The organism is Bacillus sp. FSL M7-0003 (assembly GCF_038628485.1).
Taxonomy (GTDB): Bacteria; Bacillota; Bacilli; order Bacillales; family Bacillaceae; genus Bacillus; species Bacillus safensis.
Map to the genome: position 1 here is coordinate 192718 of NZ_CP152024.1, position 13328 is coordinate 206045.

Below are 13328 nucleotides of genomic sequence, written 5' to 3' on the forward strand. Positions count from 1 at the left end.
GGTTATCTTTATTTGCGAATAATCCCCATTTTCAAAGCGTTTAAGGAGTTATTCAATCTTTTTTATGGATGTTAATGATTGACTATAAACTCTAATCTTTTTTAATAAACAGATGTTCTCTATTATGTAAACTGGCATTTGCTAATTATGTACGTTCCAATTTATTAAGTCACCTTTAAATGTATTTTGGGGAACCGAAGATAAGTCCGCAAAAATCAAAATCAGTTATTCCTAATTTCTCGAAAAGATTTTGTTCGTCACTAATAATATATTGTTGTCCGATATGATTAATCTCATCATTCTGATAACAACTTCATAGTAGACAAGAGTATACTATAATATGTAAATGTTTTTCGATTTTAGCAGGTTAATTAGTAAAGGAGTTGTTGAATATCAAAACAAAAAAAGAGGATATTGTAGACTACTGGTTTAGTATCGTTGATGAATGTGATTTAAGCGTTGACCATAGTGAAGCACATGAACGCTGTTGGAGGTGTGGATATAAGACTCCGTTAGAAAGATGTCATATCGTTCCTAGATCGTTAGGGGGAAGCGATGAAGTAGAAAATCTCGTTCTTCTTTGTAAACGCTGCCATCATGAAAATCCTAATGTGTCTGATGCAGAAGTCATGTGGAAATGGATAAAGGCTTATAAAACTTCATTTTATGATACTTTTTGGATAATCGAAAGCAGTAAAGAATATAATTTTATTTATGGAAAATCATTTGAAGATGAGATGAGGAGGAGAAATATTGAAAGTAATGAAAAAGGTGAAGTATTTCAAAAGATACTAATAAAACAATATGAAAGAGCTTCTTACCATTTTGGTCAATATTATTATAATAAGGCTACAGTGGCTGGGATATTTCGAATGGCTTTAAAACAATACGATCAGAAGTATGGTAACAGTTCAAAGATCAATTGAACGACTCACATAACCTTGACCTAATCATTTATCTCTGTTAAAAGTAATTTTCATGTTAAATGGAATCGTGTTTAGAAGATAGGCTTAAATCATCAGGAAAAAGAGATAAAGAAGTTACGCTCATGAAAGATTGGGTGGAATTGACGAAGTTGAGAACAGAATCTCTTGTTCAAGTTTAAGAGAACGGAGATAGTTCTTTATATATGAAAAGGAATTCGAAACTATATGAGAAGTGATTAGTTAATTCCATCGTAGATGTATCCAATCAGAAATTAGCCCTAGAGAATTTGAAACAAAACAGCTAAAAAGATAGGAGAACACTTGCCATTATGTGATGATCCTTACAATCCTGCTTTCAAGATAGAGTTATATGGAGATCAGTTAGGTTAATTATTTTAGCTCATAATTCAAATTAATAAATTGTTTAATAGTAAAAGGGATGCGATAGGATGCTCATCCCTTTTTTAGTATATTTATAAAATATATTCTGTTAATCCTCTCTTATTTATATATCCCTTATATGGTAATATTAGGTTAAGAGATTAGTGGGTCTATTGACATTCGTTTTTTGATTTTATAACACACCATAGATAAGCATACATCACTCTAATCAAAAGGAGAGATTTGATGCCATTCATGGAGGTTCAGAATGTAAGCAAACGATATAGCAATGGTGATGGGATAGAAGGTCTGTCATTTTCCATCGAAGCAGGAGAGGTTGTGGCGCTGCTTGGGCCTAATGGTGCTGGGAAGACGACAACGATTCGATGTTTAACGGGTCTATATAAACCAGATGGAGGGGAAATTCTCATAGAGGGTTTCCCGCCTGGTCATGCCCATGTCCAAAAACAAGTAGCTCTTATTCCTGATCAGCCGTATTTGTATCCAGATTTAACGGCTGCTGAACATGTTCAATTCCGTGCTCGTGGATATCATAAGGGCTTAAAACAGATCAAGGAAAAGGTATATGAAGCGTTGAAAGAAGTACATATGGAAAAGAAGATGAATGAACTGTGTGGAAGGCTGTCAAGAGGCCAAAAGCAGCGTGTCGTCTTAGCAGGAGCCATTGTTCAAGATGCCTCCCTTTTTATATTAGATGAACCGACTGTCGGGTTAGATATACCGTCAAAACAGTGGCTGTCGGATTGGCTGAGACAAAAAAGCAGTCAAGGTGGGGCGGTCTTTGTGTCGACTCATAGTCTGGAGTTTGTCCTTGATACGGCTAGCAGGGTTGTATTGATTCGAGACGGTGCCATCATGAAGAGTATGGATGTTCCTCAATTAAAGGAAGAACAGGTTGAGTGGAGGGCAGAAGTTATTCAACTTTTGGGGGAGTGGTCAAGTGAATAACACACTCTCCCTTTTATGGATGAAATCTCAAAGGCGCTTGATCAGTAAAAATCAAGAAAAGAAAATGCCTTTTCTGATCTTACTTCTTTTCATAGCGGCAATTGGTTTTCAGCTAAGTGCAGTTTCAAGTATGGGTGATTGGAATACGGGTACAGCTGGATGGATCATTATCTGTTTGTTTGTTCTTTATACGGGGGTTGGTTTGTTTACGAACCGGCTGCCTAGCCAAATGAACGATATCATTTGGTTATATGGAAATGGCGTTTCTTTATGGACGGTTGTTATCAGTGTGTGGATGTATCACATTTTCTGGAGAGGGGCTCTTCTCATTTTCTCTGCTGTAACTGCCGATCTACTCCTGTTTTTTATGACGCAGCAGTACCCGTTTCTGCTTGGCAAATCACTCATTCTGACAGGGCTGTTATGTTTGGTCGAAACTTGGATGATTGCGGTTTCTTGTGCTAGAACCATTCGAGTATACAAGCGTTTGCTCTTACTCAGTTTTGTCTTGATGTTTTTCAGCTTTGCACTACTTGTTTTGAATCAATTGGTGATGAAACAGCCTCCATTGATGAACTTTGCTGATTCTTTGATGTTTCAATCTGGACGTATGATCGAAGAGTTCTCCATTCTTTCTGTCTTCATTTTTATTGGAGTGATGTTTCTATCTTTCATGATGATGTACAAGGCTAGTCATCGTTTAGAGATGAAGGAGTCTTTAGTCAAGGAAGCAGTATTTTGGGAGGAATTTGAGGGAAAACATATTCAATCAAGTCCAATCGTTCAAAAAAAGAGCAGGACATGGTGGGGACTTCCGGCATTAACGGGCATTTGGGCTTTTCTTTGGATTGAATTATTGCTGATAAAAAAGTATATGATTTTCCATGTACTATCTACTATGCTGTTAATTGGTACTTACTATGTCGTCTTTACTTATTTTTCAGATTGGCTGAATCTATTCTTGATCGTCATCGCGGCATCCGTTCTTTTTAGTTCATATTATGCAGGGATTGTAAGACACGCACAAACGGGAGTGCTCTACCTTTTTCCAGGTGCTTTATATCAAAAAATCATTCTGTTAGAGGTGTTTCAAACCTTTTGGCTGTATGCTTTCTACTTGATTTCTCTTTATTTGGTTGAGATTCAGGATGTTTTGTATTGGACCTTTGGTGGAGAAGTTTATATATGGTTTTTGGCCATACGGCTCTTTGCCTTTATGCAGCCTCTGAGACGAGAAATGAGTTTTGCTTTAGCTGCCTATTATCGATCATTGCTATTTGCGTTTGTGATCAGTGCGATGGTCATGATTAGCATTCATCTCATCACTGATGGCTTGTTGACTACAATTGTATCCCTAGCTGCTGGGGCTGGATTTTATGTGCTTTGTTATCGATACCGTGCGGTTCATTAAAAAGAGGAGTTGATTGTAAATGAAACCAGAAAATAAGCTGTCTCAATCCATTCAACAATTGGCCAATACAAATGAAGTAACGATCGTTCAAGCAATGGGGGAATTGAGAAAATCAGGAAAAGATGCAGTGCCCGTGCTTGTTGAAGCTTTAAAAGAAAAGGGGTCTCTGCGAAATATTGCAGCAGCTGTACTGGGTGAATTTGGAGCGGATGCAGAGGACGCAGCTGAGTCCTTAGCCAACCTCTTAGAGAGTGACGAAGAGGAGACAAGAATGGCTGCTGCCATCTCACTCATGAGGATTGGGCAGCCTAGTCTGCCATTCCTTCTGCCATTAGCGAAACGTTATGAGGGGCCTACTTGTTTTTGGGCATCATGGTGTATTTCTTGGATTGATCCATCAAAAATCGAAAAAAACATGTATGAGTGCTTAAAACAAGAACAAGAAAATCCATCAGGCAACGTAGCGCCTTTTGCTGCAGAGGAAGCATTAGGGAAGATTATTGCTTTTCAGCTAAAGGAAAAGGGGGATGAATAGTGGAAACGCAGAAACTCAACTGGCCTGAGAATCTTCCTTGGATTTATCCTTCAGATCAAAGGAGTGTACCTAAGGGACAGCATCAGCTTCTTTATTTTTGGTCAGTCAATTGTCCTCATTGTGAAGAATTAACCAATCATATCCTACAACGTATGAATGAGCTGGGTATTCATTTAACCTGTGTCCATGTTCCATATACAGAAGAGGAAAAATCGGCAGATGTTGTTTCAGAGTATGCAGAGGAAAAGAATATGAACGCTCCTATTGTATTGGATCAAGATTATGAGATTGTTGCAAAGTATAAGATTCAAGGATTACCTAGCTTTTGCCTCTTTGATCAAGAGGGGCAGTTAATAGATCGAAAAATGGGAGATACCGGCTGGGAAAGAATATTGAAAAAGTTAGAAAAACATTCAATTGGTTAAATAGTGCAGGAGAGAGTGTTGTTTCAATCAAACAAAGAATTAAAAAGAAACGTCATTTTTTTCGCAGGTGTTGGAGCAGTTTTGCTGATTTTAATGATGCTGAAATGGTTGCCGATTTCTGCAGACTTGGAAATGGCGTTGATTTTATTCGGTTTGGGAATTTTGTTTTATTTGAAGCGTGTGCTGCGGGAAGAAGAAAGTCATAAGTATTTAGTATGATACCTAGAATATAGATTCTAGGTTTTTTTATTAAATTTACCTTAAAACACACTTTTTCACATGGGGATGGAAACCATTTTTTTAAAAGTGTGGTAGGATAAATATGCTTTATCTTTATATTGTCCGAAGGAGCTGTCGTCTTGAAGGGATCTAGGGTTGAGTTAATTGATAGTTTACGTGGTTTTAGTTTATTAGGTATTTTGATTGTGAATATGCTTAATTTCCAATATGATTATGATTTTGAGAAAATGTTTGATTCGAGTTTTTGGGGACAGGAATTTGGTGTATATCTAACGGAAATTTTGTTCCAAGGGTCTTTTTATCCGATTTTTTCTTTTTTGTTTGGGTATTCTTTTATCAAGCTGATTGAATCGACGAAGGCCAAGGGGCTGAATACGAATGCCATTGTCGTTCGCCGTGGTTTTGGTTTGATTGTGCTTGGGATGCTGCATTACATCTTTATTTGGAACGGTGACATTCTTCTTTATTATGGAGCTTGTACGTTTTTCTTGATGATGTTTTTGAGCAGCCGGATTAAAACAATGCTTATTTGGTCGGGTGTGTTAGGTGCGTTGTCATTAGTCGTTTTGCCATACATGATGAAATTTGTTTATGGAACTGATGATTTATTAACCGATGTGTATGCGAAAGGTGATTATGGGGATATTTTGCTCAGCCGGATTACGGTTGAAGACGATATGATGATTGTGACCATGATTCTGGCGATCGTGACCATTGCGCTTATGCCAATATTAGGTTTTCTTTTTGGTACAATCATGGTTGGCCCGTTTGCACTGCTTGGCATGGCGATCGGGAAAAAGGGTCATTTGACAGAAGAAGATCGAGGCATGGCTTATCGTAAAGGCTGGGTTTGGATGATTATCATCGGGCTCGTTTTAAAATGTGCGACGTTCATTGATGCTCCTTGGAGTGAATTCGTGATTACATTCGGTGCTTATGTTCTGACGATTGGGTATATTCAAGCTTTTATTGTTTTCTACTATTCGAAGGCAGCTCAAGGCCTCAAACGTCTGCTTGCAGGGCTTGGCCGTTTGTCTCTCTCAAACTATTTGGCGCAGTCGATTATTTGTACAACGATTTTCTATTCTTATGGACTTGGTCTATTTGGACAATTGGGGTCAATGTTTGGGCTGCTGCTTGCTGCCGGACTGTACACAGCACAGCTGTTCATCAGCTATCTCTATTTGAAAAAATGGAGAAGAGGTCCTGTGGAGTGGCTTATGGGAAAATGGGTATATTGGAAATAAGTGTTTTATTAAAACGTGAACAGGTAAGGAGTTTACTATTGAGAATAGAGCACTTTAAGACTGTAATCTCCTATGACTCTTTTAGGAATCCTCAAAATTAATTTTTACTAATCATGAGTATTGGAAAAAATAAATATGTATAAATACGGGTTCCATCTTAATTGAATTTAAGAACTATTCCTACTAGGGTGATGATTGAATTTTATAATTTTCTCTGAAACTTATACAGGTCACCGTTATATAACATTTATCCAGTATATTTTAAATCGGATAGAAAATTTAAAAACCCCATTCAAACTTCTTTTTATTTTTGAGATAATGACATAAAGTTTACATATTTAGAATAAAAAGAGAGGTGGGTTACATGTCACAAATTAAAGCTAATCATGAAAAGGGGAGCTATAGATGGGTTATACTCATAATAGCTACCTTTTCACAAACGTGTGCAACATTTGTAAATTACGGAGTAGGTCCTTTAGCAACATTTTGTCAAGAAATATATAACTTATCACAATTTCAAACAGGTTTAATAGTATCAGCTGTAAATATTGGCCCTATATTCTCTATGCTAATATTCGGTAACATAATGGATAAATACGGTGAGCGGTGGGTTGTAGGAATAGGCTCAATCTTACTAGGACTTACCATGTTAATAACAATTCCTGTTAATGAATATATATACCTTTTGATTGTTCTTGCTTTTGTCGGGGTTTGGTATGGAACGGCTCAACCAGGGGGGAGCAGTGCAATCATCAATTGGTTCCCTAAAAACAAAAACAGAGGACTTGCAATGGGAATTCGTCAAACTGGAATACCACTTGGTGGTGCTTTAGCTTCAACATCCCTACCTTTTTTCTTTTATCATTATGGTTTATCTTCAGTTAAATTAACACAAGCTATTGTAGCAATTGCAGGTGGTATAATCTTTTCAATTTTCTACAAAGATCATGGAATGACTGCGCAAAGACAACAGAATGATCGTTTTTTTGAGAAAATTAATAAGATTAAAGCAAAATCGAGTCTTTATCCAGTATTTTTTATTGGAATGAGTATGATTTCTTTACAATTAATCATATTAGCTCACCTGATGAGTTATCTAAGCAATACCTTACATATATCATTAAGTATTTCTGGAACGTTGTTAAGTGTGGTTTTAATTGGTGGTGCAATTGGACGGATATTGTTAGCATGGATGAGTGACAATTTGTTTAATGGAGATAGAAGTAAGCCATTACAACTTACAATATTATTAACTGTCGTTATTTTAATTGTTCTAGTCTACTTTTTGAATTATCTTCCACTATGGGGACTTTATTTAATTTGTTTCATTTTAGGTTTTTTAGGAGTGGGATGGTACAGTTTATTTATTGTGCTAATGTCTGAAAAAGCAGATAAAGAGTTTATTGGATTAACTGTAAGCTTTGGTTTAACTTTAAATCAAATTTTTATTGTGATGGCACCCTCCCTATTTGGCTTATCAGTGGACTATTTTAATGGATATAAACTACCGTTCTCCCTATTAATATTGTTTATATCAATAGGGGGTATATGGCTTTACTTATCGGAAAGAAACAATAAATATCAAACACAAAAAGAAACTGAAAACAACCTTTAAAATAGAAAAAAACGCCATAGAATGCTAATTTTCATTCTATGGCGTTTTCACACTCGTTAGTGATTTAAAGCAAGTTTAAAAACTCGATCTTTAACAGGTTCTAGAGTACGGTGATTCCATAAATCAGGTGCTATAAAAATCCGCTGTAACCACCGAATTGGGTTGCCTGATTTATCCAAAGTAGGTTTGAAGGCATCTCTTGAATGAAATGTAAATCGATTATTAATATACACTAGACGACCTGGAGTAACATCAATACCAAATGAAACTTTACGAATCGCATTTCTAAATTTCTCTAATGATGTAGCTGCTAAGTTATTAATAGGTGCTACCATATCTGGATAAAATGCAGCTGTAACCTCTGGTAAATCAATTGTTCCTTTTATAATTGGTGAAGGACTTGTCTCTTGTAATTCGACCGGCGTTGAAACCCTCCAGCGATACGGAACTTTAATTCGATAAAGAGGCTGACTTAATTGTTCAATATCTTGCTCGGACAAAAGTCTTAATGCTTTCCGTGCGTCAGACAAACGTGTAAGAGGCTTTTTTGGATCGTTATTTACACCTGTAAGAAGTAATCCAGATGGTGAAAAATTATTAGTTCCCATAAACTTTAATGCAGCATTTTCAATATGAAAATCCAACTCAAACTCAGAACCAAGTCCTGTATATTCTTTTTTTGCTTTTAGGCTGGGTATTAAGTTATTAACAATATTTTGGCCTTCATGAAACATGGAATAAGGTTCTCCAATTAGTGATCCAATCGCAATTATGAGGTTTTCACTTATAAATCCTGACTTAGCCTCTAGGGGGATATCTTGAGAATCTGGTGTGAATCTAACTTCTTTATCTGTTGGAAGATTTTCGAAAATAATATATGGAGCTGGTTTCAATGAGGTTTTTTGTTGATTGAGAAATTTCACAATTTCTTTCGGAAGAGCACGCATTGCTGCCATTCGAACTTCTGTTATGTAATCTGTATTTCCTGTTGGATCGTACTGAATCTGATTTAATTCGTTAAATAAAAACTCTCGTTCCTCATCACTTAGAGTGAAGATAAATGATTTGTTAACAGCATTTTCTTTACTAATTACAGAAGAGTTCATAATTACCAAGCACCTTTCCGTTATTTTGTATAAAGGGATTTATTTCTATAAATCCCAAATATATTTTATTCTAAATTATTGGTATTTTCAATGTTTATAGACAATTTCAGTGTAAAAAATATAAAAATATTTATAGGAGAAGTTTTATTACGCATATCTTGATAGTTTAAAAGTAAACGATAGTTAATAATTACCCTTTCATAGAAATTCCACAAAATGAAGAGCAATAGATTTATAAAGCGCTGAACGTGATATGTGAGTAATCTCACTCCAATCGATTTACACCAGCCATGACAGTGAGTAAAAAATGACTATAAGGTTTTATCGATAAATCGAGCGAGCTTTCTTTTCTTTAATGATTGCAATAAGTTCAAACAAGTCTTTGGAACTTAGACAAATGGTAGGTGTGTACAAGTTAATATTTCTTCATTAAATGCTGATGGAGATCCAACGTTATAATAAGAGGAGTCACCATTTTTCAGTTTTCCAATGACTCTTTCCCCTTTATTTGTATAAAATTCCTTAATACAAACACTAGAGTGAATTGTTGTAATCGTAAGCACTAAGGGGAGCAAGTTCAAATACAGAGCAACAAAAACCATAGACAGTGAAAAATTTAGAGACTAATTTTATAAAGTGATGCCAAGGCAAAACAAAGTTAAAAAAGAATAATTGTTCAGCGATAAGCCCTATTATCAAATCAAAATAAGTAGAGAATTCCACATTACTTATAACAATATGCTCATTATGTACACTCATTGCTTGGCGAATGAATTCAAATGCAAAAGATAAAAGAACCGCATGGCTTAAGGGCTGTGCGGTTTTTTATTTTAAAAAAATGAGGAGAACATTTTTAAAATGGTTGAATATTCTTTTAGTGTGTATATAATGTATATATAGTGTATATACAATATTTTTCTGAAAAAAGAGGTTTTTATATGCAAATTACGATTTCAAACCATTCTAAGGAGCCTATCTATGAGCAAATTACGAATCAAATCAAATCGATGATTTTAACGGGTGAGCTTGAAGAAGGTGCAGCGCTGCCGTCTATTCGAAAACTGGCGAAGGATCTACAAATTAGCGTGATTACAACAAAGCGAGCGTATGAAGAGTTAGAGAAGGCGGGATTTATTTATTCGATTGTCGGCAAGGGTTCATTTGTTGCGGAACAAAACTTAGAAGTGATGAGAGAGAAGAAATTGAAGGTGATCGAGGAACAGCTTGGAGCGGTTGTTACAAACGGGAAAGAATTAGGCTTATCTTTTGATGAATTGCAGCAGTTATTAAAGTTCTTATATGAGGAGTGAGATGAGTGGAGCATGTGATTGAATTCAAAGGAGTAACGAAACGATTCAAGGACTTTTCCGTTCAGGATCTTGATTTACAGGTTAAGAAAGGCTTTGTCACAGGGTTTATTGGAGAGAATGGAGCGGGTAAGTCGACCACCATTAAAATGATCATGAATTTGTTAAAGCCCGATTCAGGTGACATCAAGGTTTTTGGATTGGATTATCATACTCATGAAAAAGAGATTAAGGAACGAATCGGATTTGTTTACGATGCCAATGTTTTTTTCGCAGGGTTGAATTTAAAGGACATCAAACGAATTGTGGCTCCTGCCTATAAACGCTGGGATGACCAGCTTTTTAATCAATATATTGAACAGTTTGGTCTGCCGCTGAATAAAGCGATCAAAACATTTTCAAAAGGGATGCAGATGAAGGCTTCACTAGCGATTGCGCTGTCGCATCATGCAGAGCTGATCATCATGGATGAACCAACTGCTGGTTTAGATCCGGTTTTTAGAAGAGAGCTGCTCAGCACGTTACAAGAATTGATGATTGATGGAAATCGGACGATCTTTTTCTCGACGCATGTGACGACTGATTTAGACCGGATTGCGGATTATATTGCGTTTATACAAAATGGAAGATTGGTCTTTCAACAGTCGATTCATGAAGTGGCAGAAAGTTATGCGCTTGTGAAAGGAAGCCTGGAGTTATTGGATCGAGACACAGAAAAGGCGTTTATCCATATTCAGCGTACATCAGCAGGCTTTGAAGCATTATCAGATCGGATTGATGAGGTGAAACTTATTTTTGGGGATGCTGTTGTGATTGAACCGGCGTCGCTTGAGGATATCATGTTTTATTTGAAAGGCGGGGTTGCGCATGTTTCATTTAATTAAGCGTGATGTGATTTTGCAAAAGAAGCAGTTACTTATTTTTATTCCGTTTATCTTATTTTTTATTTTCATGGATGTCCATCCAGTATTGACGTTTATAGTCGCTAGTGTCTTCATTCCATTTAACACATATGCGTATGATGAAAAGGCAGAAACGAATATCCTATTAAATTCTTTGCCTTATACCCGGAATGAAATTATTGCCTCCCGTTATCTTGGTGCCGTTTTTTATATGGTCATTTCGATCGGGCTGACAAGTGCTGCATTACTTGTGTTTGGGAAACTATTTTCGCTGTCAGATATTGCGATTGGCAGCGGGTTGTTTTTATTGTTCGCGGCGTGTACGTTTCCATTGTTTTATATCTTAAAGCCTGGTTATATCACAACGGCAGTGATCATTGGCTTTATCGTATTATCTGCTATGGGACCGCCTGTTGTTCTCTATTTAGCAGAGCAATTTAGTGGGTTCACTAATTTTATTATGAATTTATCGATCCCTGTTTTATATACGGGGTCAGCTGTGCTGATTATGCTCCTCTACTTGTTGTCTTGGGGACTTTCTACTGTGATTTACCAGAGGAAAGTGTTTTAGGAAAGCAATTGCCGAAGTTCCTATAAATTTACAGTTTGAGCTTAGAAGACCGTGTGAGCGGTCTTTTTTTGAAGATTTTTCTGGTTATTGATTATATCAATATAAAATAATTTGAACTTACTTTTATGTCAGAATATTTTGTTAATAGTGTTTTCCTCAAAAAAACAATTGTTTTTTAAGGGTAGATTTATTATGATAATATACATCGAAAGATTGATGTTTCTCAATCAGAATGAAAATTCTGATTTTTATTTTTTATGTTGTTTGTTGATGAGGGGGAAGAAAAGTGGCTCAAAAGGAATTAAAGAGAGGGTTAAGTGCCCGCCATATTCAAATGATCGCTCTTGGCGGCACAATCGGTGTTGGCTTATTTATGGGGTCAGCGAAGGCCATTCAATGGACAGGTCCATCCGTTCTTCTAGCTTACGCAGTGTGTGGTATTTTTATCTTTTTTATTATGCGTGCGATGGGAGAAATGTTATATCTTGAGCCGAGTACAGGGTCATTTGCTACATTCGGGCATCAATATATTCATCCGCTTGCAGGGTATATGACGGCTTGGAGTAACTGGTTCCAGTGGGTCATTGTCGGAATGTCTGAAATTATTGCGGTTGGGGCTTATATGAAATATTGGTTCCCAGAGCTGCCTGCGTGGATTCCAGGGTTAATTGCGATGATCATTTTAGGAGCGGCCAACTTGATTTCAGTTAAGTCATTTGGTGAATTTGAATTTTGGTTTGCGATGATCAAAATTGTGACGATTATCTTGATGATTGTTGCAGGTTTAGGCATTATTTTCTTCGGTTTTGGAAATGGCGGAACGCCTATTGGGCTGTCTAACCTTTGGGCGCATGGCGGGTTCTTTACAGGTGGGTTTAGCGGATTCCTGTTTGCATTGTCTCTAGTTATTGCTGCTTATCAAGGTGTCGAGCTCATTGGGATTACAGCGGGTGAGGCGCAAAATCCGCAAAAGACGCTGACAAATGCCATCAAAAGTATCATCTGGCGTATTTTGATTTTCTATATCGGTGCGATCTTTGTCATTGTGACTGTGTATCCTTGGGATCAGTTGAATACCCTTGGCAGTCCATTTGTGGCGACGTTTGCGAAGATCGGGATTACAGCAGCAGCTGGTATTATTAACTTTGTTGTCATTACAGCAGCGATGTCCGGCTGTAATAGTGGTATTTTCAGTGCGGGCCGTATGCTTTATACATTAGGTGTGAATGGTCAGGCGCCTGCTTTCTTTACAAAAATTTCGAAGAACGGTGTACCGTATTTTGGGACATTCGCTGTGCTGATTGGTTTAGCGATAGGAGTGGTCCTGAATTATGTTTCTCCGCCAAATATTTTCGTCTATGTGTATAGTGCGAGTGTACTTCCTGGGATGGTGCCTTGGTTTGTCATTTTGATTAGTCATATTGGCTTCAGAAAGGCGAAGGGGGCAGCGCTTGATCAGCACCCGTTCAAGATGCCGCTAGCACCGTTTTCTAACTATCTTACAATTGGATTTTTATTGATGGTTCTTGTGTTTATGCTCATTAATCAGGATACGCGTATTTCTCTTATTGTAGCAATTGGGTTCTTGATTTTAGTAGCACTTAGCTTTTTTGTATTTGGAATTGGAAAACGAAAACCGATTGAAACAGCTTCTTCTGATCAAACGGTAAAATAATCAAAGGCCTTGCGGGAT

Annotated in this window: 13 protein-coding genes and 1 pseudogene; 12 read left to right on the forward strand and 2 right to left on the reverse strand. The window is 36.9% G+C overall.

The genetic code is table 11. The annotated features are described in order from the left end of the window. Nucleotides 1-386: 386 nt before the first annotated feature. The 8 genes from MHI23_RS01095 (at nt 387) to MHI23_RS01130 (ending at nt 7749) form a co-directional block, all read left to right on the forward strand. Nucleotides 387-926: an HNH endonuclease gene (locus MHI23_RS01095; RefSeq protein WP_024427484.1), complete on the forward strand. Its 540-nt coding sequence runs from the start codon at nt 387-389 to the stop codon at nt 924-926. A gap of 627 nt (nt 927-1553) precedes the next feature. Beyond that, on the forward strand, nt 1554-2276 hold the full coding sequence (locus MHI23_RS01100) for an ABC transporter ATP-binding protein (RefSeq protein ID WP_125587501.1): 723 nt from the start codon (nt 1554-1556) through the stop codon (nt 2274-2276). Beyond that, nucleotides 2269-3687, forward strand: a complete 1419-nt coding sequence (skfF, locus tag MHI23_RS01105; RefSeq protein WP_125587500.1) for a sporulation killing factor system integral membrane protein — start codon at nt 2269-2271, stop codon at nt 3685-3687. Before MHI23_RS01100 ends, skfF begins: the two co-directional genes overlap by 8 nt. A gap of 19 nt (nt 3688-3706) precedes the next feature. Continuing rightward, the gene (locus tag MHI23_RS01110; RefSeq protein WP_342492195.1) at nt 3707-4222 is read left to right on the forward strand and encodes a HEAT repeat domain-containing protein; all 516 of its coding nucleotides are present in this window, start codon (nt 3707-3709) and stop codon (nt 4220-4222) included. Continuing rightward, entirely contained in the window at nt 4222-4647 is a 426-nt protein-coding gene (locus MHI23_RS01115; RefSeq protein ID WP_327823426.1) for a TlpA disulfide reductase family protein, read from the forward strand. Before MHI23_RS01110 ends, MHI23_RS01115 begins: the two co-directional genes overlap by 1 nt. Nucleotides 4648-4665: 18 nt before the next feature. Then, nucleotides 4666-4866 carry a hypothetical protein gene (locus MHI23_RS01120; protein ID WP_024427480.1) on the forward strand — a complete coding sequence of 67 codons (201 nt, stop codon included), beginning with the start codon at nt 4666-4668 and terminating at the stop codon, nt 4864-4866. Nucleotides 4867-5006: 140 nt separating this feature from the next. After that, nucleotides 5007-6134, forward strand: coding sequence for a DUF418 domain-containing protein (locus MHI23_RS01125; RefSeq protein WP_342492196.1), 1128 nt, complete (start codon nt 5007-5009; stop codon nt 6132-6134). Nucleotides 6135-6498: 364 nt separating this feature from the next. Continuing rightward, the gene (locus MHI23_RS01130; RefSeq protein ID WP_122631569.1) at nt 6499-7749 is read left to right on the forward strand and encodes an MFS transporter; all 1251 of its coding nucleotides are present in this window, start codon (nt 6499-6501) and stop codon (nt 7747-7749) included. 56 nt (nt 7750-7805) lie between these two features. On the opposite strand, the gene MHI23_RS01135 is transcribed toward MHI23_RS01130, so the two are convergent. Together MHI23_RS01135 and MHI23_RS01140 are read right to left on the reverse strand one after the other, a co-directional pair. Further along, nucleotides 7806-8855 carry a TauD/TfdA family dioxygenase gene (locus MHI23_RS01135; protein ID WP_024427478.1) on the reverse strand — a complete coding sequence of 350 codons (1050 nt, stop codon included), beginning with the start codon at nt 8853-8855 and terminating at the stop codon, nt 7806-7808. A 268-nt stretch (nt 8856-9123) separates the two neighbouring features. After that, nucleotides 9124-9283 (reverse strand): annotated as a pseudogene (locus tag MHI23_RS01140) (recombinase family protein); the annotation flags it as partial. Nucleotides 9284-9793: 510 nt separating this feature from the next. Between MHI23_RS01140 and MHI23_RS01145 the strand changes: the two are divergent. From MHI23_RS01145 to MHI23_RS01160, 4 genes are all read left to right on the forward strand, one after another. Next, the gene (locus MHI23_RS01145; RefSeq protein ID WP_056768488.1) at nt 9794-10165 is read left to right on the forward strand and encodes a GntR family transcriptional regulator; all 372 of its coding nucleotides are present in this window, start codon (nt 9794-9796) and stop codon (nt 10163-10165) included. A 5-nt stretch (nt 10166-10170) separates the two neighbouring features. After that, on the forward strand, nt 10171-11046 hold the full coding sequence (locus MHI23_RS01150; RefSeq protein WP_342492197.1) for an ABC transporter ATP-binding protein: 876 nt from the start codon (nt 10171-10173) through the stop codon (nt 11044-11046). After that, nucleotides 11030-11635, forward strand: a complete 606-nt coding sequence (locus MHI23_RS01155) for an ABC-2 transporter permease (protein WP_098677709.1) — start codon at nt 11030-11032, stop codon at nt 11633-11635. The genes MHI23_RS01150 and MHI23_RS01155 overlap by 17 nt, the downstream gene beginning before the upstream one ends. A 286-nt stretch (nt 11636-11921) precedes the next feature. Further along, the gene (locus tag MHI23_RS01160; protein WP_034621697.1) at nt 11922-13310 is read left to right on the forward strand and encodes an amino acid permease; all 1389 of its coding nucleotides are present in this window, start codon (nt 11922-11924) and stop codon (nt 13308-13310) included. The last annotated feature ends 18 nt before the right edge of the window (nt 13311-13328 follow it).

Coding starts and splice junctions, on each gene's coding strand:
- MHI23_RS01100 (WP_125587501.1), top strand. CDS start 1,554: ATGCCATTCATGGAGGTTCAGAATGTAAGCAAACGATATAGCAATGGT.
- MHI23_RS01135 (WP_024427478.1), bottom strand. CDS start 8,855: ATGAACTCTTCTGTAATTAGTAAAGAAAATGCTGTTAACAAATCATTT.
- MHI23_RS01130 (WP_122631569.1), top strand. CDS start 6,499: ATGTCACAAATTAAAGCTAATCATGAAAAGGGGAGCTATAGATGGGTT.
- MHI23_RS01110 (WP_342492195.1), top strand. CDS start 3,707: ATGAAACCAGAAAATAAGCTGTCTCAATCCATTCAACAATTGGCCAAT.
- MHI23_RS01145 (WP_056768488.1), top strand. CDS start 9,794: ATGCAAATTACGATTTCAAACCATTCTAAGGAGCCTATCTATGAGCAA.
- MHI23_RS01155 (WP_098677709.1), top strand. CDS start 11,030: ATGTTTCATTTAATTAAGCGTGATGTGATTTTGCAAAAGAAGCAGTTA.